Origin of the sequence: Amycolatopsis circi, assembly GCF_003385235.1 — a bacterium.
Classification (GTDB): Bacteria; Actinomycetota; Actinomycetes; order Mycobacteriales; family Pseudonocardiaceae; genus Amycolatopsis; species Amycolatopsis circi.
The window spans coordinates 101,851-124,060 of record NZ_PQIA01000012.1; the positions used below are offsets into that span (position 1 = coordinate 101,851).

The window sequence follows — 22,210 nt, forward strand, 5'->3', positions numbered from 1 at the left end:
GGTTGCAGACTGGGTGGCATGACTGGGGAATGGAACATCGAAGCAGCGGACGTCGACGCCTACCTCGCGCGCGTGGGGCAGCGGTGGGAGAAGCCCTCTGTAGCGGCGCTGGGGCGGTTGGCGCGGGCGCACGTCGAGACGATCCCGTTCGAGAATGTCGACGTGGTGATCGGCCGACATCGCGGGATCGAACTGGATGTCGTCAGCGAGAAGCTCGTCGGACGGCGTCGCGGCGGGTACTGCTACGAGCAGGCCGGGCTGTTCGCGGCCGTCGCCGAGCAGTTGGGTTACGAGGTGCAGCGGACGGTCGCGCGGGTGCAACCGCGCAAGAGCGGGCCGTACACGCACATGACGCTGGTGATTACCGTTGAGGGGCAACAGTTCCTGGTGGACGTCGGATTCGGGGCCGGGATCCTGGTGCCGATGCCGCTGATCGACGGGGCCGAGGTGGACCAGGCCGGGTGGCCGCACCGGATGACCTTGCGCGACGGCTGGTGGGTGCTGCAGAAACAGGACGGCGACGGTTGGGAAGACCTGCACGAAGTGCTCCCGCAGGTGCACAGCCGGCCCATGGACTACCAGGTGTTTCACCACTACACGTCCACGCACCCGAAGTCGCCGTTCATCGGGCGGGCCGTGGTGATGCGGCTTGAACCTGGACGGTTCCGTCGCCTGCTCGGCCGCGAATACGAGGAGAGCCACCCGGACGGCACGGTCGAGAAGCGCACGATCGAACCGGTCGATCTCGGCAAGACGCTGGAGGACCTCGACGTCTTCCTCACCGAGGACGAGCTGGCGGCACTGCTCGAGACCTACTGAACGCTGGGGTGACAGCGGCTGCGGCGGCGAGTAAGTCCACTAGCGAGTGACAGCGCCACTCACTTACCGAAACAACTCCGCCGCAGCCAACGGCCGCCCCAGGTGATACCCCTGCGCCTGGTCACAGCCAAGTTCCCGCAGCAGTGCCAGTTCCTCCGCGGTCTCGACACCTTCCGCGACCACCGTCAGATCCACCGCGTGCGCCATCGCGATGATGCTCGTGACGATCGCGGCCGCGTCGCGGGAGTCGGCGATTCCGGTGATGAACGAGCGGTCGATCTTGAGCGTGTCCAGCGTCAGCCGACGCAGCTGGGCCAGCGAAGAATAGCCCGTGCCGAAGTCGTCGATGGCCAGCAAAACACCGAGAGAACGCAAGGCGGCCAACACTTCCGCGGCCGCCGACGTATCGCGCATGAGGGCGCTTTCGGTGACTTCCAACGTCAACGAGCCGGGCGGCAGGCCGGTGGTAGCGAGTGCGTCGCGGACCGCGGGGACCAGGTGCGGGTCGTCCAACTGCCGGACGGAGAGGTTGACTTTCAGGCTGAGGTCGAGGCCGCGCCCGGTGCGCAGGGCGGCGAGTTCACGCGTCGTGTCGCGCAAAACGTACTTGCCCAGCACGTTGATCAGTTCGCTTTCCTCGGCAAGCGGGATGAATTCCGCGGGCGAGATCGCGCCGTGTTTCGGGTGGGTCCAGCGCAGCAACGCCTCGACGCCGACCATTTCACCGGTGCGCAGGTCGACCACCGGCTGGTAGGCGGGCCAGAGTTGTCCACTGTGGACAGCGTCGCGGAGGTCCTGTTCCATCCGCAGCCGGCGCTGCATGCGTTCGCGCAGGGCGACGTCGAAGAACTCGAATCGGCCGCGGCCGCGGGATTTCGCTTGGTACATCGCGACATCCGCGTCGCGCAGCAAATCCTCCGCGCTGCGGCGGTCGGCCGGTTCGACGAGGACGATGCCCATGCTCGCGTCCAGGTGCAGCTGCCTGCCGTGCACCGAAACCGGTTCGGCCAACACCGAACGCAGGTGTGCGGCGAACACACCGACCTGCGCCTGGCCGGTCGTCGCGGACGTCACGACCACGAACTCGTCGCCGCCCAACCGGCCGACCACGTCGTCCGGACCGGTGGCGCGGCGCAGGCGTTCGCCGGCGATGCGCAGGACCTGGTCGCCGACCGGGTGGCCGAGAGAATCGTTGATCAGCTTGAACTTGTCCAGATCGAGGAACAGCACGGCGGCGGCCTCGGCACCGTCGCGGCGGTCGAGGCGGTCCAGCACCAGGGTGCGGTTGGCGAGGCGGGTCAACGGGTCGTGGGTGGCTTCGTGCGCGAGCCGGGCGCTGATCGCGCGCCGTTCGGTGATGTCGGTGAAGGACGTGACCACCGAGACGCCGTTCGGGTCGTCCGAGTCGAGCAACCGCGAGGTCAGCGACACCCACATGTCGCGGCCGTCGGGGCGGCGCAGACGCACGACCAGGCCGTTGTGCGTGATGCCGGTGCGGCGCGTGTGCATGGACGGCAGCTCGTCGTCCGGAATCCTGTTGCCGTCCTCGTCGAACAGCACGAGCGTCGTGCACGGGACGCCGAGCAGCTTCGCTTCGGGGACGCCGAGGATGCGGCAGGCGGACGGGTTCGCCGACTGGATCAGGCCGGTCGGTCCGATCACCAGGACGCCCTCGTCGAGCGCGGCGACGACCGTCGCGTAGTGCTGTTCGACGCGGCGACGTGCGGTTTCGTCGGTGCAAACCAGGAGGAAGCCGTCGACGGTCTCGGTCGCGGACACCCGGACCTGCCGAGGCGAGCCGTCCCGGCCGCGGTGGGTCTGCGCGGCGACGCCGTCGCGAATGGCGGCCGGGTTCGGGTCGATGCCGAGTACCTCGTGCACCCGTCTGCCGAGCGCTTCCGAGGCGGGCCAGCCGTAGACGGTCTCGGCGGCCGGGTTCCAGCCGGTGACGATGCCTTCGGCGGTGATCGTGACGATCGCGTCGCTGACGTGCGTGACCAGCGCTTCCTGCGCGCGGACCGCAGCCGCGGCGGCGTGCTTGACGGTGCTGTCGCGGATCACCACTTGGAACGACGGCGGGTTCGAGTCGCTGGTTCGCACCGACACGGTTTCCGCCACGAATTTGCTCCCGTCCAACCGTTTCAGCACCGCTTCCCGCGGTTCCGCACTGGGATCCTCAAGCAGCTGCGCGGATTCGGCGGCCACGAAGTCTCCGAACTCGCGGCTGACGACCTCGTGCGCCGCCCGTGCCGCGAACAGATCGAGCGCGGCCTGGTTGGCGTAGGTGACGACGCCGCCCGAGTGCACGCAGATCGCGTCCGGACTCTGCTCCATCAGGAGCTGGTAGCGGTCCGACAGCTCGGCGAGGTCGGACTTCTCCGGCGCGGCCTCCGCGACCGCCGAAGCGACGCCGAGCAGGCCGGTCGTGTGGTCCTGTTCGCCGACGGTCCGCGCGCGCACCCGGATGCGGCGAGGGGTCCCGTCGGCGCCGTCCTGTGGCTGTTCGAGTTCGAAATCGCGGCCGGGCGGGGTGCGGCGGAGGTTCGCGGTGAGCGGGCGCAGCAGCTCGGTGAGCCGGTCGCACAGCTCCTTGCCGGTCGCGCCGGGGAGGCCGAGTACCGCGTCGAGGCCGGGCAGCCACGTGAGGGTCGCCGGTTCGGAGGCATGCAGGGAGAACAGGACCCCCGCGCCGGCGTCCGGCCGCAGGCCCGCGAGCTGGGCTCGCCGGGTGATTCCACCCGGTTCACCGGCCAGGGCGTCAGCCTCCATGGTGCTTCCGATCCCCCTTGTCGGCGTATGGCCCGTCGATTACACCACCGAGTGAAGCCTGTGTATATCCGCACGGGGAGCCGCTTGCATCACTCGTCTGGACCCGGCGGCGGGTGCTATCGGGCGACGCGGGACACGCTGCGCAGTCGCGGACCCCACACGAGCAGGCCGAAGTGGGCCGCACAGGCATGTCCGAGGACTGTCACGACGGAGGCGAGACTGGCCGGATCGTCAGTCACATAGACGCCGATAACGAATAGCTCAAGGGCCGCGATCCCGACGATTTTGGCCCGCCCGCGCAGCAACGCGACGAGCACGCCCGCGGTGGTGAGGAAGCCGTAGCTGACGCCGATGTCGAGCCAGCGGCCCGCGGAATGCGGCAGGACGTCGCTGTGGATCAAGGCCATGACCGGCAGTTCGGTGGCGATCGTGGCGAGCACGTGTCCGCTGAAGAAGACCAGGGCCGTCCGCAGCCCGCCGAATCGCCGCTCGAACGGGGCGACCGCGATCGCGAAGATCACCGCATACGGCAGCCAGCCGCCGCCAGCGATCCAGAACGCGCTGGTCAGGAGCGCGGTGAGGGGGTGGCGCGCCATGTTGTGCGCGTCGGTGCTGGAGACCGCGAGGAGTTTGTCGGTGAGCTTGGGGCTCGCGAACCGGATGAGCAGCGAGGTGCCGAGCAGGAGAACGAGGTAGCCGAAGGTGAACGGCGTGGCTCGCGGACTGGGGACGAGGCTGAGCCAGGCGCGCTTCGGCCGCCAGGTCGCGGGGATGGCCAGGAACGGAAGCCTGGGGGCGGGCTGGACGAGGTCGAGCGGATCGTTGTCCGGCAGCACAGCCGTCGCCGTCGGCTGCGGGGATCCGATGAGGTCGGCCAACTGGGTTCCGCCTGCCCGGGTCGTGGCCGGGGTCCCGGCCGGTTCGAGGACGTCGGTGGTCCCGGCTGGCGGAACCGCGCCCGGTACGGCCGGAGCCGGTCCGCGCAGCCACGTCAAGGACCGCCACTTCCGGGGAGTTCCGGTGGTGGCAGCACTGCGCGCCGGGCGGGGTGCCGGATCCGGCGAGCGCGGTGCCATGCGTCCAGAGTGGCTGGGCATGCTGGGATTTTGGCCAAGAGCAGCTGTGAATGCGCTGTGATTCACACCCGCTAGAGTGAGCACTCAGGGTAGAAGGTTTCACCCTTTGTCACCCGTTCAGTGGGCTCATCCGGTAGGAATAGGCCACTCCTGGTGAAAGGTCTCGCTGGTGAACGACGAGGTTTCGGTCGCCGAGCTGTTGGTGCGCGAAGGACACGAACGACGGATTCCGCCGCCGTCGCGGTCCAGGTGGCGCATGGTTTCGGTGATGCTCGCGGTGATCGTCGGCTGCGGGGCGGCGGCGATGCTCGTCTCGTACGGGACCACGGCGAGCGACGGAGCCGCTCGGATCAGCGAGATGCGCGTGATCGAGATGCCGGACCGCACCGGCGGCGCTGGCGGCGTCGACGAGACCAATCCGCCGACGCCCACCGGCGAGGAAACCGAAGGGGGCACCGTCGGCGTCGGGGACGCACCTTCGAGCAAGGTGAACGTCAACCCGCTCGGCGAGCACAGCACCCCGGACCACCCGGCCGATTCTGTTCCGTCGCATCCGGCGTCGAGCGAACGGCCGGAAACCACTGGTTCGACCGCGCCGCCGCAGTCCTCGTCGAGCCCGTCCGGTCCGTCGAGTTCGAGCCAGCCGTCGTCGCCGAGCAGCCACGAGCCGCCGTGCGTACTGAACATTATTTGTCTCTGATCTGCTTGCCGGGGAAACCCTGAGCGTCCGCTGAGCGCGAACCGCGCCGCGCGGGAGAACCCGGCATGATCGGCCGCGTGCCGAATACAAAGCTGCGCGCCTGGCTCCTCGAAGGCGAGCACAAGCGCGCCCAGCAGATGACCGGTGGCAAGCGGGAGACCAAAAAGGCCGAACAGCCGTGGTGGAAGGTCATGTGTCTCACCGGCGTCGACTACTTCTCCACGCTCGGATATCAGCCGGGGATCGCCGCGCTCGCTGCTGGAGTGTTGTCGCCGCTGGCCACTGTGGTGCTGGTGGTGCTGACTCTCGCCGGCGCGCTGCCGATTTACCGCCGGGTGGCGCGGGAAAGTCCGCACGGCCAGGGGTCGATCGCGATGTTGGAGAAGCTGCTGTCCCGGTGGGGCGGCAAGCTGTTAGTGCTTGCGCTGCTTGGGTTTGCTGCTACTGACTTCGTCATCACGGTTACGTTGTCTGCTGCTGATGCTACTGCGCACGTTATTGAGAATCCGTTTGTTCCGGCTGCGCTGCATGGTGGGCAGGTTTGGATCACGTTGGTGCTCATCGCGTTGCTGGGGGCGGTGTTTCTCAAGGGGTTTGCCGAGGCTATTGGTGTCGCGGTGGTTCTCGTCGGGGTTTATCTCGCGTTGAACGTTGTGGTGGTGGTTGTTGCTTTGGCGCATGTGTTTGGCGCGCCGCAGTTGATTGTCGACTGGCAGAATTTGTTGGTCAGCGAGCATCCCAATCCTTGGCTGATGGTCGGGGTCGCGCTGGTGGTGTTTCCGAAGCTTGCGCTGGGGTTGTCCGGGTTTGAGACCGGGGTTTCGGTGATGCCGCTGGTCCGTGGGGCGAGCGGGGACACGGAGGCGGAGCCGGTTGGGCGGATTCGGAACACTCGGCGGTTGCTGCTTACCGCGGCGTTGATCATGAGTGCGTTTTTGATTACTTCCAGCTTTGCTACTGCGGTGTTGATTCCGCAGCGGGAGTTTCAGACTGGAGGGAAGGCTAACGGGCGGGCGTTGGCTTATCTTGCGCATAGTTATCTTGGGGATGGTTTTGGTACTGTTTATGATGCCAGTACTATTGCGATTCTGTGGTTTGCTGGCGCGTCGGCGATGGCTGGGTTGTTGAATATCGTGCCTCGGTATTTGCCGCGGTATGGGATGGCTCCGGATTGGGCGCGGGCTACTCGGCCGTTGGTGATCGTGGTTGCGGTGATCGCGTTTGTGATTACGTTGATCTTTGATGCTGATGTGGAGGCCCAGGGCGGGGCGTATGCGACCGGGGTGCTGGTGTTGATTTCGTCGGCTTCGGTTGCGGTTACGTTGTCTGCTCGGCGGCTTAAGCAGCGGTCTTTCTGGGGGTATCTGGCGATCACTGTGGTGTTCTTGTACACGACGATTGCCAATATTGTGGAGCGGCCAGAGGGGGTGAAGATCGCTGGGTTCTTTATTGGGGCGATTGTGGTCACCTCGTTGATCTCTCGGGCTACTCGGTCGTTGGAGTTGCGGGTCGAGAAGGTTGAGTTCGACGCGGCTGCGCAGCGGATCGTGGACAAGGCGGTGCGGTCTGGGGCGGTGCGGATTATTGCCAATGAGCCGGATGCTCGGGATGAGGCTGAGTATCGGGAGAAGGAGCAGGAGGCTCGGGAGGATAACCATATTCCTCGGGACAGTGCGTTGTTCTTTCTTGAGGTTACTATTTCTGATGCTTCGGATTTTGAGACTACGTTGCGGGTGCGCGGGGAGAAGCGGGCCGGGTATCGGATTTTGCGGATGAAGAGTCCTTCTATTGCTAATGCTATTGCTGCGGTTTTGTTGCATTTGCGGGATGAGACTGGGGTGCAGCCGCATATTTACTTTGCTTGGACGGAGGGTAATCCGTTTAAGTTTTTGGTTCGGTATTTGTTTTTTGGGGATGGGGATGTGCCTCCGGTTACTCGGGAGGTGTTGCGTCGGGCGGAGCCGGATCCGCATTTGAGGCCGTTGGTGCATGTGGGGTGAGGTTCTTGGTTTCGGCTCGTCGCCTGGCGGCGACATTGCGCACGTTGGTTGCGTGGGGCACCCCGAAGCTTGATTGTGCTGACGGTCTTGGGGTGCTTGTCAAGGCGGGAAAGATGCCTTGACAAGCACCCCAAGACCGCAGGGAAGGCTTCGTATCGGGGTGCGGGGGTGGTGTGGGTGCCTCGATTGTTGGGTGCGTTGGCTGTGGTTGGGTGGTGGGTTGGGCTAGCGCCCCAATGTGGCGGTGGGTGCATGTGGCGCAACCAATGCCGCGTTGGGTGCATCGCGGCGGGACGGGGCGGAGGTGGTCCGTGAAGGGCTCCTTGAGGGAATCTGGGTCCGTGAAGGGGCCCCTCACGGACGTTGGCTGGTCGTGAGGGGAACCCTGAGGGACTCAGAGTCCGTGAAGGTTCCCCTCACGGAAGGCTCAGAGTGTCGCCAGGGTGGTTAGGCGGTTGGCTAGTAGGTCGATGTCGGCTGCGGTGGTGCGGTGGTTCGTGATGCAGGCGCGTACGCAGGCGTGGCCGCGAACTCTTGCGGGGCCCAGCATTGCGGTGCCTTCTTCGTGCAGTCTCGTGAGGAGTTCTGCGTGTGCTTCGGCGTCGCGGCCGGGCATTCGGATGCAGACTGCGGTGAGCGTCACCGGGTTCATCAGTTCGAGGCCAGGTGCTGCGGCGATGTGCGAGCCGAGTCTGGTGGCTAGGGTTAGGCAGCGTTCGGTGACTGTTCGGAAGGTGCCTACGCCGAACGTGCGCAGGGCGGCCCAGACCTTCAATGCCTTGAAGCTGCGGGAAAGTTGCGGTCCGTGGTCCATGTAGTCGAGCAGGTGGGCGTCGTCGATTGCGGTGAGGTACGACGACGTCGAGGAGAAGGCGAAGGCTGCGCGTAGTTTCGTCATGTCCTTGACCAGCAGGGCTCCGGCTTCCAGCGGGGCGAACAGCAGCTTGTGCGGGTCTAGGGTGATGGAGTCTGCCCGGGACAACGGTAGCAGCGCGTCGCGGGTCGAATCGGCTAGGACGAATAGGGCGCCGTATGCGCCGTCTACGTGCAGCCAGAGGTCTTCTTTTGCGCAGAGGTCGGCGATTGCGTCGATTGGGTCTATCGAACCAGTCGTTACTGTGCCTGCGGTGGCTACGACGCAGAACGGTTCTTTTCCGGCGGCGCGGTCTTCGGCGATTGTTTGGGTTAGCAGGTCGACGCGCAGTTGGAAATGTTCGTTGGTGGGAATTGTGCGGACGTTGGCCAAGCCGATTCCTAGCAGGGTGGCGGCTTTGACTACGCTGCGGTGCGCTTCGTCCGAGGTGTAGAGGACTAGCGGGGCACGGGATCCTTGCAGGCCGCGTTCGCGGAAGTCTGGTCTTCGGTCGGCGATGGCGGCGGTGATCGCGTCTTGGGTGGCTGCGGAACCGCCGTTGGTGAGGATGCCTCCGGAGGACGGGCCTAGGGCGAAGAGGGCCGTCAGCCAGTCCATGACGGAGCGCTCGATCACGTTGGCAGCGGGGGAGATCTGCCACAGGTTGCAGTTCTGGTTCAGTACTGCGGCGATCGCTTCGGCGTAGGCGCCGATGCCGTTCGGCGGGCCTTGTACGTAGGCGAGGAAGCGCGGGTGCGCGATCGTGGTGGTGTAAGGCACGATGCGGTCTACGACGTCGGCGAAGAATGCTTCTACGCCAAGGCCTTCTTCGGGGAACGGTTCCGCTAGCAGTTTGGCTAGGGTTTCCCGGTCCGAGTCAGGGGCGATCGGGCGACTAGTGAGTGAATTTTCGTAGCTCTCGGTGAACCGGGCCAGAAGTTCGGCCGCTCTCGTGCGTTCGGCGGCATTGAGAATGAGGGAAGTGCCGTCCATGCGACCTCTTCTGTCGAAGGTCTTTTCCGGCACAAGGTGTCATGCGCTGGATCGGCGGCGCAATGGTGGAAAGTCGGTGGTCGGCGTTTCTTGCTGCTGGGTCGGATAGGGCCAGGAAAGGAGTGCCCGAACGGGCGGACAGACTAGGGTAACGGGGCATGATCGGGGGCTGCGGCCGAACGGCGGTACCGGGGAAAGGGTTGTGGGGCAAGGGGTTCTGGTCGCCTCCGGCGGAGGGGAACGGAGCCGATCGGAGGGGTGGGTCAGGAGAGTTCGTCGGTGAGGTTGCTGAAGTCCGCGGTGTTCCAGCGCTCCGGGCGCATCGAGAGCACGATGTTGTCGGCCTGTAGCGCAGCGGCCTTGACGTAGGTGATCGCCGCTTCCTCGGGCAGGGATCGGCGCGCCATCGTGAGACGGTCTTCCTCGGTGACTGCGCGGATGCCGGTGACGGGGCCTTCCGCTGTCGCGTAGCGGATGGTTTTCGGGTCCTGCACGCACAGCGCGAAAGCGGCCGGCGGCTTCGATCAGTTTCGTTTCCGGGCGCCGGGCGAGGTGAGCACGGTGACCTCGCCCCTTAAGGCCAATTGAGCCGCTCGCGGAGGGGGAGACGACTGCTGGGATCCCGCAGATCGCGGAGCGGGCGGGGGTGAATCCGACCAGTGTTTACCGTCGTTGGGGCAGTTGCGCGAGCGTGCTGCTTGACGCTGCGGTCGCGCGGTTGAGCCTTACGTCGCCGGTGCCGGACACCGGGTGGTTGCGCTGCGATGTCGAGCAGTGGGCTGTACCTGCGGGTGTTGCTGAGCAGGCCGATCGAACCGGGGATCGGGGTAAAGCTCGCGGATCGGCTGCTTACGGCAGCAGGTCTTCCTCCCGCTTCCGGCCAAGGTGGTTGAACAGCAGGTTCAGCACGAAGGCCAGTACCGCGGCGACGGTGATCGGGCTGCCGCAGATCGTCCGCAGCCAGGCGGGGAAGTGCTGGAAGAACACCGAGTTGCCGAACCGGTCGAGCCCAAAAGCGGGCAGCAGGCCGACTCCGAGAGCCACGGAGACGACGAAAGCGTTGTGGTTGCCGGAGAAATCGACCTTCTTGAGCGTCTGCACGCCGACCACTCCGACCATCGCGAACATCACCACCGCGACGCCGCCGACCACCGGTTCCGGGATCGCGGCGATGAACGCGCCGATCTTCGGCACCAGGCCCATCACCACGAGCATGCCGCCGGTCGTCGCGACCACCCAGCGGCTGCGCACGCCGGTCATCTGCACCAGGCCGACGTTCTGGGCGAACGCGGTGTCCGGGAAGGAGTTCATGAAGCCGCCGAAGATCGCTGACAGGCCGTCGGTCGCGAGGCCGCGGGAGAGGTCGGACGGAGTGACCGGGCGGCCGGTGATCTCGCCGACCGCGATCAGGTCGGCGGTGGTTTCGGTGAAGGACACCAGCATCACCACGCACATCGACACGACCGCGGCGACCGGGAACGTCGGCGCTCCGAAGTGGAACGGCGAGGCCAGCCCGAACCAGCTCGCGTCGCCGACGCCGGAGAAGTGCGTGCGGCCGAGCGGGATCGCGATCAGCACACCGGCGACCAGCGCGACCAGCGGCCCGATCTGGCCGAGGAACCCGCGCAGCACCCGGGTGAACAGCACCACCAGCGCGATCACGCCGAACGCCAGGCCGAGGTTCGCCGGATCGCCGTAGGACGGGTCGCCGGTGTCGTGCCCGCCGATCATCGCCGTGCCGGGGCCGAGCAGCGAGATGCCGATGACCAGCAGCAGCGTGCCGGACACGAGCGGCGGGAAGAACCGGATCAGCGCGGCGAACGGGCGGGCGATCAGCAGGCCGAAGACACCGGACGCGATCATCGCGCCGTACACCGCGGTGATGCCGTACTGCGCGGCGATCAGGATCATCGGGTTGACCACGGTGAACGTCGCGCCCGCGACGACCGGCAGCCGGACGCCGAACAGCCGTCCGATGCCGACCGACTGGACCAAAGTGGCCAGTCCGGCGACGAACAGGTCGGCGTTCACCAGCAGCGCGATCGACGCGTCGTCCAGGTGCAGCGCGCTGCCGATGACCAGCGGCACGGCGATGCAGCCGGTGTACATGATCGCCATGTGCTGCAGTCCGAGAAGAAGCAGCCGTCCGGCGGGAAGGCCCCGGTCGACCGGGTGCGCGGCTTTGGTCATGAGCGGCTCCTTCTGTGTGGTCCCGCCGGATTATGGCTGCACATACCGCCGGTTTGTGTGTGACCATGCCAGACATGACTGCACGACCTCCGTTCCGTGCCGATCAGGTAGGGAGCCTGCTGCGGCCGGCGGTGCTGCGCGAGGCGCGGCGCGACCACGCGGCGGGGGAGATCTCCGCCGAACAGCTGCGAGCCGTCGAGGACGACGCGATCCGCGACGTCGTGAAGATGCAGAAGGCGGCCGGTCTGGAATCGGCGACCGACGGCGAGTTCCGCCGGTCCTCCTGGCACATGGACTTCATCTACGCGCTCGGCGGCGTCTCGCGCAGCGACGAGCGGCTGCACGTGAAATTCCACAATCTGGCCGGTGACCTGGAGTTCAGCCCGCCGGGCCTGCAGGTCGACGGCAAGGTGCGGCTCGACGAGCCGATCTTCGCCGACCACTTCGAGTTCCTGAAGGCGCACACCGACCCGGGCATCACGCCGAAGCTGACCATCCCGTCGCCGAGCATGGTCTATTACCGCGGCGGCCGGGCGGCGGTGAGCGAGACCGTGTACCCGGAGATGGACGAGTTCTTCACCGACCTCAGCGCGGCGTACGCGGAGCAGTTGCGCGCGATGAGTGCGCTGGGCTGCACGTATCTGCAGCTGGACGACACCAGCCTGGCGTATCTCAACGACCCGAAGCAGCGCGAACTCGTCGCGCGCATGGGCAGCGACCCGGACACCATGCACCTGCGCAACATCTCGACGATCAACGCCGCGCTCGCCGGGAAACCGGACGACCTGACCGTGACGACGCACCTGTGCCGCGGCAACTTCCGCTCGTCGTGGGTGGCTTCCGGGAGCTACGAGTTCGTTGCCGAAGCGCTGTTCGGCGAGCTGGCGGTGGACGGATTCTTCCTGGAGTACGACGACGAACGCTCCGGAGGTTTCGAGCCGTTGCGGTTCGTGCCGAAGGGAAAGCGGGTCGTGCTCGGGCTGGTCACCAGCAAACGGCCGGAGCTGGAAGATCCGGACGCGCTGGTGCGGCGGATCGAGGAAGCGTCGCGGTATGTGGACGTGGACCAGCTGTGCTTGTCGCCGCAGTGCGGGTTTTCGTCCACTGAGGAGGGAAACGACCTGACCGCTGCTGAGCAGATGCGGAAGCTGGAGCTGATCGTTTCGACGGCGGAGCGGGTCTGGGGCCGTTCGTGATCACCTGCGTTGTCGACTACGTGATCGACCCGGAGAAGATCGCGGATTTCGAACGCTTCGCCGCCGAATGGATGCGGCCGCTGTTGCCGGAGTGACGCGGTCCGTGAGGGGAACCCTGAGGGAATCAGAGTCCCTCAGGGTTCCCCTCACGGCAGTTGGCCGGGTGGGTCCGCGGCGAGGTAGCGCGACAACTGAGCCGCCCCGTCCAGCATCGCGTGCGCCCGGGTGGTGAGCCGGAAACGCCAGGTGCGCAAGGCTTCTTCCAGCGGCGCGACCCCGCCCGCGTGCCGGACCTGCTCCAGTACCGACGCGATCCGAGCGAGCGGGTAGCCGCCGCGGCGTAACTGGTGGGCGAGGCGGGCGTCGCGGACTGCCGCCGGTGGGTAGCGGCGGTTTCCGGCTCGGTCTCGCTCCGGCTGGAGGATCCCGGCGGCCTCCCATTTGCGCAGCGTGGCGGGGTGCACGGCCAGCTGGTGCGCGAGCGCGCCGATCGACGGCACGGTCTGGCGGACGGCCGGTTCCTGCGTCAGGTTTCGCAGCGCGTGCTCGACTTCGGTGAGGGTGCCGCGGTCGCGCAGCAGTTCGGCGTGGCCCTCGTCGATCAGCTGGAACGCGGTGTCTTCCGAACGCTCGTTGACCGCGCGCAGGATCGCTGCCGCGCGGGCGTGGCCGAAGCCGGGGCGCAGGGCGAGGAAGGCGCGCAACGCTTGTGCGTGGCGTTCGGTGTACGTCCGGTAGCCCTGCGGTCCGCGCTCGGCGGGCGGAAGGATGCCGTCCTCCTCGTAGTTGCGGACGGCCTGGGTCGACAAGCCGTGCTCGCGGGCGAGGTCTTTCGGACGCATGTCACCTCCGGTTTGAGGGTTCACCGCCATTCAACCAGGTAATTTGCGAAGAAGTGCCAATGGAGAGTTCAACGATACGGTCGAAGCAATGAAGACCTTCGACGACTTCCTGACCGACCGCCGTCCGACTCTGCTCGGTCTGGGCGAGCCCACGCACTGGACTGAGGCGTTCCCGTTGTTCCGCAACGAAATCTTCCAGCACCTCGTCCTCGAACACGGCTATCGGTCGATCGCGCTGGAGAGCGATTGCCTGGCCGGACGCCTGGTCGACCGCTACGTGACCACCGGCGAAGGCGACCTCGATAAGGTGCTGGCCACCGGGTTCAGCCACGGCTTCGGAGCGTTCCCGTCGAACCGCGCGCTCGTCGAGTGGCTGCGCGACCACAACGCTGGCCGCAAGCCTGAGGACCAGGTCCATTTCCACGGCTTCGACGCTCCGCTGGAGATGGCCAGCGCACCCAGCCCGCGCGCGGTGCTCACTGAGCTGCACGGCTTCCTGACTAAGCATCTCGCCGACGTGCCGCACGACGTCGCGACCATCGAGCGCCTGGCGGGCGACGACGTGGCGTGGGCGGACGAAGCAGCGATGTGGGACGGGGCGAAGTCCAAAGGGGACAGTCCGGACGCACGTGAGCTGCGGTTGGTCGCCGACGATCTCGCTGGCCAATTCGAACGGGCCCGGCCGGCGTTGCCTGACGGCGGCGACCTGCTCGCCCGGACCGCGGTCGGGCTCTGTCGCTACCACTCGCTAATGGCCGACACCTCGCCGGAACGGCTGGGCCGGCTCGGGGCGCAGCGCGACGCGATGATGGCGGACAACCTGCTCGCGCTGCCGGACACCTTCGTCTCCGCGCACAACCAGCACCTGCAGCGGCGCGCGGCCTCGATGATGGGTGCGCAGTGGTGGAGCGCGGGCGCGCAGGTCGCTGATCGGCTTGGTGACCGGTATGTGTTCATTGCCACCGATTTCGGCTCGTCCGATGCGGTAGGGGAGCCTGCGTCGGGGACGCTGCAGGCGTATCTCGCGGCGACGGTTCAAGACCGTGAACTGGTCGAAACCGCCGGAATCGACCCCGGTTTGCCTGCCCGGACCGGCGACGGACGCGCGTATCTCCCGTTCGACGCGGTCGAAGCGGCGGATGCGATCGCGTTCCTGCACCGGGCGTGACGGCTGCTCCTCGACGATCTTGGCTGAGGTGTGCTCAGATGGAGCCCGAGATGTCGGGAGGAGCGAGATGAGCACCGAGACCGTTCTCGTTGTCGGCAGTGGGCAAAGCGGGTTTCAAGCCGCGGCGTCCTTGCGCGACAAGGGGTTCGCCGGCCGTGTGGTTCTCGTCGGCGACGAGCCGGGGGTGCCGTATCAGCGGCCGCCGCTGTCGAAGGCGTATCTGGCGGGCAGCGCGGGCGTCGAGCAGCTGGTGCTGCGGCCCGAGGATTACTTCGCCGAGAAGGACATCGAGCTGGTCCGCGGCAGGGTCGCCGAGATCGACCGGGACGCGGTGAAGGTCCGGCTCGAGGACGGTACGGAGCTGGGTTACGACCATTTGGTGCTCGCCACCGGCGCGCGCAACCGGGCGCTGCCGGTGCCCGGTGCCGACCTCGAAGGCGTCCTGACGCTGCGCACGCGCGCGGACGCCGACCGGCTGCGGGCTTCGCTGGACGCGGCGGGCGACGTCGTGGTGATCGGCGGCGGGTTCATCGGGCTGGAGTTCGCCGCGCACGCCGGCCGTCCGGTCACCGTGGTGGAGGCGCAGGACCGGTTGCTGGCGCGAGTCGCGTCGCCGGAGATCTCGGAGTTTTTCGCCGAACACCACCGGACGGCTGGGCACACACTGTTGCTGGGCGTCGGCGTGACTTCGCTGCACGGGTCTGGCCACGTGGAGTCTGTCGAACTCTCCGACGGACGACGGCTGCCCGCGGATCTCGTGGTTGTCGCGGTCGGCGTGCTGCCGGAGACGGCGTTGGCCGAGGCGGCCGGGCTTGAGGTGCGCAACGGCGTCGTCGTGGACGAGCACCTGCGCACCGAGGACCCGAAGATCTTCGCGATCGGCGACTGCGCGTGCTTCCCGTGCGTGCAGGCCGGTGCCGCGACCAGGCTGGAATCCGTGCAGAACGCCGTTGACCAGGCGCGATCGGTGGCCGCGGCGATCGCCGGGGAACCGGCGCGGTACGACAGCCTGCCGTGGTTCTGGACCGACCAGACCGGCGCGAAACTGCAGATCGCGGGCATCCTCGGGGCCGCTGACCGGACCGTGGTCACCGGTGATCGGGACGCCGGGAAGTTCTCCGTGCTGTCCTTCCGCGACGACGTGCTGATCGCCGTCGAATCGGTCAACCGCGCGCCGGACCACATCGCCGCGCGCCGGCTGTTCGCCGCTGAACCGCATCCGGCGTACGCGGATCTGGAAGCCAGCTCGTTCGACCTGAAAGCACACCTGAAGTCGCGCACCGCAGCTTGATCGGAGGTTTCGTTGCGCACGCAGGTCGCCGTGATCGGTGCTGGCCCGGCCGGGTTGCTGCTGTCGTATTTGCTGCACCAGGCGGGGGAACCGACGGTCGACCTGCTTACGGAGATCGGCCTCGGCGGTCGGTTGGCGGCGGAAGGCTTGCCGCACGAGGGTTTCTCGCTTCGGTTCGACGGGCTGACCACCGCCTCGCGCTCACTGAGCTGACCGGCAAGGCGATCACGGTGTACGGGCAGCAGGAGATCGTGAAGGACCTCGTGGACGTGCGCGAGGACGCGGATCTGCCGCTGCACTTTGCGGTTTCGGAAGTTTCACTGTCCTCAGTGGACACTTCGCGCCCGGTTGTGCGCTACCGGGATTCCTCTTGGCTCGGGGTGCTGGCGCAGACACCGCCTTCGCACGAGGAGCTGATCTACACCCATCATCCGCGGGGTTTTGCCTTGCACAGCATGCGTTCCCCGGACGTCACGCGGCTGTATCTGCAGGTTGATCCGGTGGAGAACCTGGCGGCCTGGTCGGATGACCGGATCTGGACGGAACTGTCGACCCGGCTGGCGGTCGATGGGGAGTTCTCCCTGCAGGAGGGGCCGATCCTGGACAAGGGCATCACGCCGATGCGGAGCTTCGTCACGGAACCCATGTGCCACGGCCGGTTGTTCCTGGCCGGGGATGCGGCGCACATCGTGCCGCCCACTGGGGCCAAGGAAATGAACCTGGCTGTCGCGGACGTCGTGGTGCTGTCGCGGGCTTTGGTCGCGTTGCTGCAGGGGGGTTCGTCGCTGGCGGAGTCCTATTCGGACACTTGCCTGCGCCGGGTGTGGCGGGCGGAGCACTTCTCGTGGTTATGACGACGATGCTGCACGTGGACCCGGGGGCGGACGCTTTTGCCCGGAGGCTGCAGCTGTCGCAGCTGAGGTACACGGCTTCGTCGAGGGCGGCGGCGACGAGTTTGGCGGAGAACTACGTGGGGTTGCCGTTCGCCTGAACGCGCCGGGGCGGGCTACTTGCTCACTTACATGCTCACTTAAGTTAAAGTGAGCATGTAAGTGAGCAAGTAGAGGTCAATGGGGGCAGGGATGCTGGACGAGGAGCTGGCGGAGATTGTCGGCAACCTCCGTCGGCTCGGTGGTGATGATGCCGACGTCGAAGCCAAACGCGCTGAGGATCGCCTGCCTAAATCGGTTCGGGACACGGTCTCCGCGTTCGCCAATACGCGTGGTGGAGTGCTGATTCTAGGGCTCGACGAGACCTCGGGGTTCAGCGCGAACGGCGTGCGCGACCCGGCGAAAATGACTGCTGACCTGTCCGCGGTCTGCGCCGACGAGATGGAGCCGCCGCTGCGGCCCTTGATCAGGGTGCACCGTTTCGAGGGCGGGGACCTCGTCGTCGCCGAGGTCCCCGCCCTCGACAGCCGCACCAGGCCTTGTTTCGCCAAGCGGCTCGGAATGGCGCAGGGCAGCTACGTCCGGGTCGGCGACGGGGACCGGCGCCTCAGCGGTTACGAGGTCCACCTCATGGTCGCCAACCGGGGGCAGCCACGAGACGATGAGGAAACGGTTCCTGAAGCAAGTCTTGCCGACTTGGACTCCGAACTCGTCTCGACGTTCGTCGCGCGGCTTCAGCAGCAGCGGCCCTACGCGTTCGCGGACCTTTCGCGAGAGGATGTTCTGCGCAGGGTCAAAGTTCTCGTCGGGGCTCGGGTCACAGTCGCCGGATTGCTGGCGCTCGGACGCTATCCGCAGCACTTCTTCCCGCAGCTGATGATTTCCTTCGTTCATTACCCGACGTCGGAGGGGGCGGATCTCCGTACCGGAGACAGATTCCTTGACAACCGGGTGCTGGAGGGATCGATCCCTACGATGGTCCGGGACGCACTGGCTGTGCTTAGGGCGAACATGTCACGCCGGGCGACAGTGCGCGGTGCCGGACGCATAGACAGCTGGGAATACCCGGAACCAGCGCTGCGGGAGGCTGTGGTCAATGCGTTGGCGCATCGCGATTATTCGCCAGAATCTCGTGGCACGCAGGTGCAGATCGAGATGTACCCGGATCGGCTGGTCATCCGAAATCCCGGCGGCCTCTACGGGCCGGTTACCGAAGAAACCTTGGGGGAGGAAGGTGTTTCTTCGGCGCGGAACGCCACTTTGCTCAAGCTCCTCGAGGACGTGCCGCTGCCGGGCACGGCGCGCACTGTGTGCGAGAACCGTGGTTCGGGTATTCGCACGATGCTCATGGCGTTGCGGGACGCCTCCTTGAGTCCGCCGCGATTCGTCGACAAGATCTCCTTTTTCCGGGTCGAGTTTCCCAATCACGCATTGATCAGCGACGACGTCGTCGCCTGGATTCGAGGGCTCGGGGAATACGGGCTCACCGACAGCCAGTGTCTCGGGCTGGCCATGAGCAAAGCCGGAGACGTTCTGGACAACCATTCCTACCGCAGCGCGACCGGGGTGGACTCGCGGCGCGCGACTGCCGAACTCGGCGATCTGGTGGCGCGTGGCCTGTTGCGACAGACCGGAAGCCGAAGGTGGGCACGCTACGAACTCGTCGCTTCGGTCGGTGCCGGTCTTCGGTCGAGCGGCAGGCGAGACCGGCGGCGCGAGGTGCTGGACGCCTTAGGCGCTGCCGAACTGACCCGGGCCGAACTGGCGGCGCTGCTGGACATGCCGGACAAGACGGTGTCCCGATGGTTGCGCGTTCTGCGAGACGAGGAACTGGTCGAGTTGATCGGCGAGTCCCCGCGGAGCCCGAACGCTCGCTACCGGCGCACGGGCAAGGCCATGCTCGGCGAATAGTCCATACACCTGGTCAACCTAAGGTTGACGCAACCCGATCGTCAACCTACAGTTGACGCCATGACCGACTCAGTGAAACTCGACGACCTCATCAGCGCCATCAAGGCCAACAACGACAAAGACGCCCTCGCCCAGCTCACCGACGCCGTGTACGTCGGCCAGCATCTCGGTGAAGTGGCCGACCACCTGATCGGCCATTTCGTCGACCAGGCCCGCCGCAGCGGGGCATCCTGGACTGACATCGGGTCCAGCATGGGCGTGTCCAAACAAGCCGCCCAGAAGAGATTCGTTCCGAAGGGCGACGATCCATCCGGCGGGATACAGCGGATGTTCGGCCGCTACACCGACCGGGCTCGGCATGTCATCGTCGCGGCGCAGAAGGCGGCCATCGACAGCAAGAGCCCGGGGATCGACACCGTTCACCTGCTCCTCGGCCTGCTGTCCGAACCCGCCGCGCTGGCCGCGGGCGCGATCGTCGCCCAAGGGGTGACGTTGGAAGCGGTGAAGGAAGCCGCGGAGGCGAAGCTGCCGGAACCGCTCGACGAGGCTCCCGAGAAGGTGCCGTTCGCTCCGGCGGGCAAGAAGACCCTCGAACTGACCCTGCGCGAAGGGCTGCGGCTCGGGCACAACTACATCGGCACTGAGCACATCCTGCTGGCTCTGCTGGAACAGGGCGAGGGTGCGGGGTACGAAGTCCTTGCCGCACTGGGGGTCGACAAGGAACGGGCCGAAACGAAGATCAAGGAATTCCTCGCGGAAATCCTGGGCACGCTCAATCAGTGAGCCGTGAAGGACTCCTTGAGGGAATCAGATTCCCTCAAGGAGTCCTTCACGGACCGGCAACTCAGGCTTCGACCTCGGATAGATCCCCGGCCCACAGGGTGTGGAACGAGCCGGGACGGTCCACTCGCCGGTAGGTGTGCGCGCCGAAGAAATCGCGCTGTCCCTGCACGAGCGCGGCCGGGAGCCGGTCCGCGCGCAGGCCGTCGTAGTACGCCAGGGCGGTCGAGAAGCCGGGCGTCGGGATGCCCAGGCGGACCGCCGTCGAGATCACCGAACGCCACGAGTCCTGCGCGTCCTCGACTGCCTTCCGGAAGCCGCCGGACGTGAGCAGCGTCGGGAGGCCCGGCTCGGCGGCGTAGGCGGACGTGATGTCGTTGAGGAACTTCGCCCGGATGATGCAGCCGCCGCGCCAGATCGAGGCGACGCGGCCAAGGTCGATGTCCCAGCCGTACTCCGCGGCACCGGCCTGGATCTGGTTGAAGCCCTGGGCGTACGCGACCACCTTCGACGCGTACAGCGCCTGCTCGACGTCGTCCGCGAAGGTCTCCAGCGCGGACCCGGTGAGCGGCGTGCGGGTCGGACCGCCCAGGCCGCGCGCGGCCGAACGCAACTCCGTGGACCCGGACAGCGACCGCGCGAAGACCGCTTCCGCGATGCCGCTGATCGGCACCCCGAGGTCGAGCCCGATCTGCACGGTCCAGCGGCCGGTGCCCTTCTGCTCCGCCGCGTCCTCGACCACGTCGACGAACGGCTTGCCGGACCCGCCGTCGACGTGCTTGAGCACCTGTGCGGTGATCTCGATCAAGTACGAGTCGAGCCGCCCGGTGTTCCAGGTGCCGAAGACGTCGGCGATCTCCGCCGGGGAGTAGCCCGCCGCGCCGCGCAGCAGGTCGAACGACTCCGCGATCAGCTGCATGTCGGCGTACTCGATGCCGTTGTGCACCATTTTGACGAAATGCCCGGCACCGTCCGCGCCGACGTGCGTGCAGCACGGTTCGCCGTCGACCTTCGCCGAGATGTCCTCGAACAGCGGGCCGAGCGACTCGTAAGACTCCTTGGAGCCGCCGGGCATGATGCTCGGCCCGTGCAGCGCGCCTTCCTCGCCGCCGGACACGCCGGTGCCGACGAAGTGCAGGCCGCGTTCGCGCAGCGCCTGCTCGCGGCGGCGGGTGTCCGCGAAGTGCGCGTTGCCCGCGTCCACGATCACGTCGCCTGGCTCCAGCAGCGGCGCGAACTCCTCGATGACGGCGTCGGTCGGGCCGCCCGCCTTCACCATGATCACGATCTGCCGCGGCCGCTCCAGCGCGTCGACGAACTCCTGCGCGGAGTACGCCGGGATGAAGTCGCCTTCGTCGCCGAACTGCTCGACGAGCGAGCGCGTGCGCTCCTCGGAGCGGTTGTGCAGGGCGACCGTATGCCCGTGCCGGGCCAGGTTCCGCGCCAGGTTGCGGCCCATGACCGCGAGGCCGGTAACCCCGATGCTCGCCTTCTTGCTCATCCGAAACCTTTCCGAAAACCTCTGCCGGATTCCGAGCCTAGTCACCCCTCGTGAGTGGCGGCGCCGGTTCTAACCGGCATTAACACTCACGAGAAGCAGCGGATCGGGCCCCCGTTCCAGGCCAGCATGTCCTTCAGCGGAGCCACCAGATCGAGTGGCGCACCCCACCCTTCGCCGTCGAGTTCGGCGTACGCCCGGTGCAGGTTCCCGGCGAGGCGCTCCTGTTCGGTCAATTCGGCGAACCGGCCGAGGTCGGTCTCCTTCGCCTGTTCCAGCGGCGAGCGTCCGGCTGCCTTGCCGGTTTCCGCCGTGCGCTGGACGAACTCCAGGTAGTCGTCGACGACGTCCACTGCTTCGAGCCCGCACGCCGGGCCGTGCCCGGGCAGGATGACCGCCGGGTCGAGTTCGCGGATCACGTTCAGCGCGGCTCGCCAGCCCGCCACCGAACCCATCAGCGCGAACGGGCTGCCGCCGTTGAACACCAGGTCGCCGGCGTAGAGCAAGCGCTGCTCGGGCAGCCAGGCCAGGACGTCGTTGGTGGTGTGCGCGGCGTGCCCGGGGTGGATGAGGTCGATCTGGGTCTGTCCGGCGTAGAGGGTGACCGTGTCGTCGAAGACGAGGTCCGGCACGCGCAGTTCGAGCTTGCCCCAATCGCTGTCGGTGAAGACGCCCTCGTACCGCTGGATCCCGTCGGCCAGCAGCGTCTCGCGGGTCTTGCGGTGGCCGACGACGGTGGCGCCGCCGACCAGGTAGTTGCCGTTGGTGTGGTCGCCATGGTGATGCGTGTTGACGAGCGTCGTGACCGGGCCGACGGTGTCGCCTACGGCCGAAAGCAGGGCACGCGTACGCCGTTCGGTCGCGCATGTGTCGATAAGCACAGCGTGCCCGTCGGCGGCTACGAAGCCGCAGTTGTTGATGAACCAGGAACCGTCGGGCTGGACGTAGCCGAATGCGCCGTCTGCCAGCTGTTTGACGCTCGCCGCGCCGGGGGATCGATCGATCACGCCGACACTATGCCGTCCGGGCGGTCGGCGTGGGGACTCCGTGGCGCAGCTGTGCCCGGAAGTCTCCTCTTAGTCCGAATGGAGTAGCCGGGATGTCCGCGGCGCCCGGAATCCACTGCTCCGCCAGGGTGACATGCGGGGTGACTGGCGTTCTCGTGCATTTCCTGAAACGCTGCCGGGTGTCATCATCGAACTCCGTTGGGTCGCAGTGGCCTGGGGTTCGTAGT

At 66.8% G+C, this 22,210-nt stretch carries 16 protein-coding genes and 1 pseudogene; 8 read left to right on the forward strand and 9 right to left on the reverse strand.

Annotated features, from left to right (window positions below; all coding sequences use genetic code 11):
• The first annotated feature begins 18 nt into the window (after positions 1 to 18).
• Positions 19 to 819, forward strand: coding sequence for an arylamine N-acetyltransferase family protein (locus D0D37_RS06455; protein ID WP_116199588.1), 801 nt, complete (start codon positions 19 to 21; stop codon positions 817 to 819).
• A 63-nt stretch (positions 820 to 882) separates the two neighbouring features.
• Here D0D37_RS06455 and D0D37_RS06460 read toward each other — a convergent pair whose 3' ends face one another.
• The 3 genes from D0D37_RS06460 to D0D37_RS06470 all read right to left on the reverse strand — a co-directional run bounded on the left by D0D37_RS06460 (position 883) and on the right by D0D37_RS06470 (position 5,351).
• Positions 883 to 3,588, reverse strand: a complete 2,706-nt coding sequence (locus D0D37_RS06460; protein WP_116199589.1) for a sensor domain-containing protein — start codon at positions 3,586 to 3,588, stop codon at positions 883 to 885.
• A 116-nt stretch (positions 3,589 to 3,704) separates the two neighbouring features.
• A complete protein-coding gene (locus tag D0D37_RS06465; protein ID WP_244223411.1) occupies positions 3,705 to 4,685 on the reverse strand; it encodes a rhomboid-like protein in 981 nt (326 codons plus the stop codon).
• A 105-nt stretch (positions 4,686 to 4,790) separates the two neighbouring features.
• The gene (locus D0D37_RS06470; RefSeq protein WP_116199591.1) at positions 4,791 to 5,351 is read right to left on the reverse strand and encodes a hypothetical protein; all 561 of its coding nucleotides are present in this window, start codon (positions 5,349 to 5,351) and stop codon (positions 4,791 to 4,793) included.
• Between the two features lie 78 nt (positions 5,352 to 5,429).
• Between D0D37_RS06470 and D0D37_RS06475 the strand changes: the two genes are divergently transcribed.
• Complete coding sequence (locus tag D0D37_RS06475; protein WP_116199592.1) at positions 5,430 to 7,364, forward strand: APC family permease; 1,935 nt, start codon at positions 5,430 to 5,432, stop codon at positions 7,362 to 7,364.
• A gap of 427 nt (positions 7,365 to 7,791) precedes the next feature.
• Here D0D37_RS06475 and D0D37_RS06480 read toward each other — a convergent pair whose 3' ends face one another.
• The 3 genes from D0D37_RS06480 to D0D37_RS06495 form a co-directional block, all read right to left on the reverse strand.
• Positions 7,792 to 9,210: a pyridoxal phosphate-dependent decarboxylase family protein gene (locus D0D37_RS06480; protein WP_116199593.1), complete on the reverse strand. Its 1,419-nt coding sequence runs from the start codon at positions 9,208 to 9,210 to the stop codon at positions 7,792 to 7,794.
• A 263-nt stretch (positions 9,211 to 9,473) separates the two neighbouring features.
• Positions 9,474 to 9,704: a hypothetical protein gene (locus D0D37_RS06485; protein WP_116199594.1), complete on the reverse strand. Its 231-nt coding sequence runs from the start codon at positions 9,702 to 9,704 to the stop codon at positions 9,474 to 9,476.
• Positions 9,705 to 10,059: 355 nt separating this feature from the next.
• Positions 10,060 to 11,400: a nucleobase:cation symporter-2 family protein gene (locus D0D37_RS06495; protein WP_116199595.1), complete on the reverse strand. Its 1,341-nt coding sequence runs from the start codon at positions 11,398 to 11,400 to the stop codon at positions 10,060 to 10,062.
• Positions 11,401 to 11,474: 74 nt separating this feature from the next.
• Between D0D37_RS06495 and D0D37_RS06500 the strand changes: the two genes are divergently transcribed.
• On the forward strand, positions 11,475 to 12,596 hold the full coding sequence (locus D0D37_RS06500) for a 5-methyltetrahydropteroyltriglutamate--homocysteine S-methyltransferase (protein ID WP_116199596.1): 1,122 nt from the start codon (positions 11,475 to 11,477) through the stop codon (positions 12,594 to 12,596).
• 146 nt (positions 12,597 to 12,742) lie between these two features.
• On the opposite strand, the gene D0D37_RS06510 is transcribed toward D0D37_RS06500, so the two are convergent.
• On the reverse strand, positions 12,743 to 13,438 hold the full coding sequence (locus D0D37_RS06510) for a MerR family transcriptional regulator (protein ID WP_116199597.1): 696 nt from the start codon (positions 13,436 to 13,438) through the stop codon (positions 12,743 to 12,745).
• Between the two features lie 88 nt (positions 13,439 to 13,526).
• On the opposite strand from D0D37_RS06510, the gene D0D37_RS06515 reads away from it, so the two are divergent.
• The 5 genes and pseudogenes from D0D37_RS06515 (at position 13,527) to D0D37_RS06540 (ending at position 19,481) form a co-directional block, all read left to right on the forward strand.
• The gene (locus D0D37_RS06515; protein ID WP_116199598.1) at positions 13,527 to 14,606 is read left to right on the forward strand and encodes an erythromycin esterase family protein; all 1,080 of its coding nucleotides are present in this window, start codon (positions 13,527 to 13,529) and stop codon (positions 14,604 to 14,606) included.
• A gap of 67 nt (positions 14,607 to 14,673) precedes the next feature.
• Positions 14,674 to 15,897, forward strand: coding sequence for an NAD(P)/FAD-dependent oxidoreductase (locus D0D37_RS06520; protein ID WP_116199599.1), 1,224 nt, complete (start codon positions 14,674 to 14,676; stop codon positions 15,895 to 15,897).
• Between the two features lie 12 nt (positions 15,898 to 15,909).
• Positions 15,910 to 16,888, forward strand: a pseudogene (locus tag D0D37_RS06530) (4-hydroxybenzoate 3-monooxygenase).
• Between the two features lie 79 nt (positions 16,889 to 16,967).
• Positions 16,968 to 18,698, forward strand: coding sequence for an ATP-binding protein (locus D0D37_RS06535; RefSeq protein ID WP_244223412.1), 1,731 nt, complete (start codon positions 16,968 to 16,970; stop codon positions 18,696 to 18,698).
• Positions 18,699 to 18,758: 60 nt separating this feature from the next.
• The gene (locus D0D37_RS06540; protein ID WP_116199602.1) at positions 18,759 to 19,481 is read left to right on the forward strand and encodes a Clp protease N-terminal domain-containing protein; all 723 of its coding nucleotides are present in this window, start codon (positions 18,759 to 18,761) and stop codon (positions 19,479 to 19,481) included.
• A 61-nt stretch (positions 19,482 to 19,542) separates the two neighbouring features.
• On the opposite strand, the gene gndA is transcribed toward D0D37_RS06540, so the two are convergent.
• Together gndA and D0D37_RS06550 are read right to left on the reverse strand one after the other, a co-directional pair.
• Entirely contained in the window at positions 19,543 to 20,979 is a 1,437-nt protein-coding gene (gndA, locus tag D0D37_RS06545; RefSeq protein WP_116199603.1) for an NADP-dependent phosphogluconate dehydrogenase, read from the reverse strand.
• 86 nt (positions 20,980 to 21,065) lie between these two features.
• Entirely contained in the window at positions 21,066 to 21,983 is a 918-nt protein-coding gene (locus tag D0D37_RS06550; RefSeq protein ID WP_116199604.1) for an MBL fold metallo-hydrolase, read from the reverse strand.
• Between the last annotated feature and the right edge of the window lie 227 nt (positions 21,984 to 22,210).

Coding starts and splice junctions, on each gene's coding strand:
- D0D37_RS06455 (WP_116199588.1), top strand. CDS start 19: ATGACTGGGGAATGGAACATCGAAGCAGCGGACGTCGACGCCTACCTC.
- D0D37_RS06460 (WP_116199589.1), bottom strand. CDS start 3,588: ATGGAGGCTGACGCCCTGGCCGGTGAACCGGGTGGAATCACCCGGCGA.
- D0D37_RS06465 (WP_244223411.1), bottom strand. CDS start 4,685: ATGCCCAGCCACTCTGGACGCATGGCACCGCGCTCGCCGGATCCGGCA.
- D0D37_RS06470 (WP_116199591.1), bottom strand. CDS start 5,351: ATGTTCAGTACGCACGGCGGCTCGTGGCTGCTCGGCGACGACGGCTGG.
- D0D37_RS06475 (WP_116199592.1), top strand. CDS start 5,430: ATGATCGGCCGCGTGCCGAATACAAAGCTGCGCGCCTGGCTCCTCGAA.
- D0D37_RS06480 (WP_116199593.1), bottom strand. CDS start 9,210: ATGGACGGCACTTCCCTCATTCTCAATGCCGCCGAACGCACGAGAGCG.
- D0D37_RS06495 (WP_116199595.1), bottom strand. CDS start 11,400: ATGACCAAAGCCGCGCACCCGGTCGACCGGGGCCTTCCCGCCGGACGG.
- D0D37_RS06500 (WP_116199596.1), top strand. CDS start 11,475: ATGACTGCACGACCTCCGTTCCGTGCCGATCAGGTAGGGAGCCTGCTG.
- D0D37_RS06510 (WP_116199597.1), bottom strand. CDS start 13,438: ATGCGTCCGAAAGACCTCGCCCGCGAGCACGGCTTGTCGACCCAGGCC.
- D0D37_RS06515 (WP_116199598.1), top strand. CDS start 13,527: ATGAAGACCTTCGACGACTTCCTGACCGACCGCCGTCCGACTCTGCTC.
- D0D37_RS06520 (WP_116199599.1), top strand. CDS start 14,674: ATGAGCACCGAGACCGTTCTCGTTGTCGGCAGTGGGCAAAGCGGGTTT.
- D0D37_RS06535 (WP_244223412.1), top strand. CDS start 16,968: ATGGGGGCAGGGATGCTGGACGAGGAGCTGGCGGAGATTGTCGGCAAC.
- D0D37_RS06540 (WP_116199602.1), top strand. CDS start 18,759: ATGACCGACTCAGTGAAACTCGACGACCTCATCAGCGCCATCAAGGCC.
- gndA (WP_116199603.1), bottom strand. CDS start 20,979: ATGAGCAAGAAGGCGAGCATCGGGGTTACCGGCCTCGCGGTCATGGGC.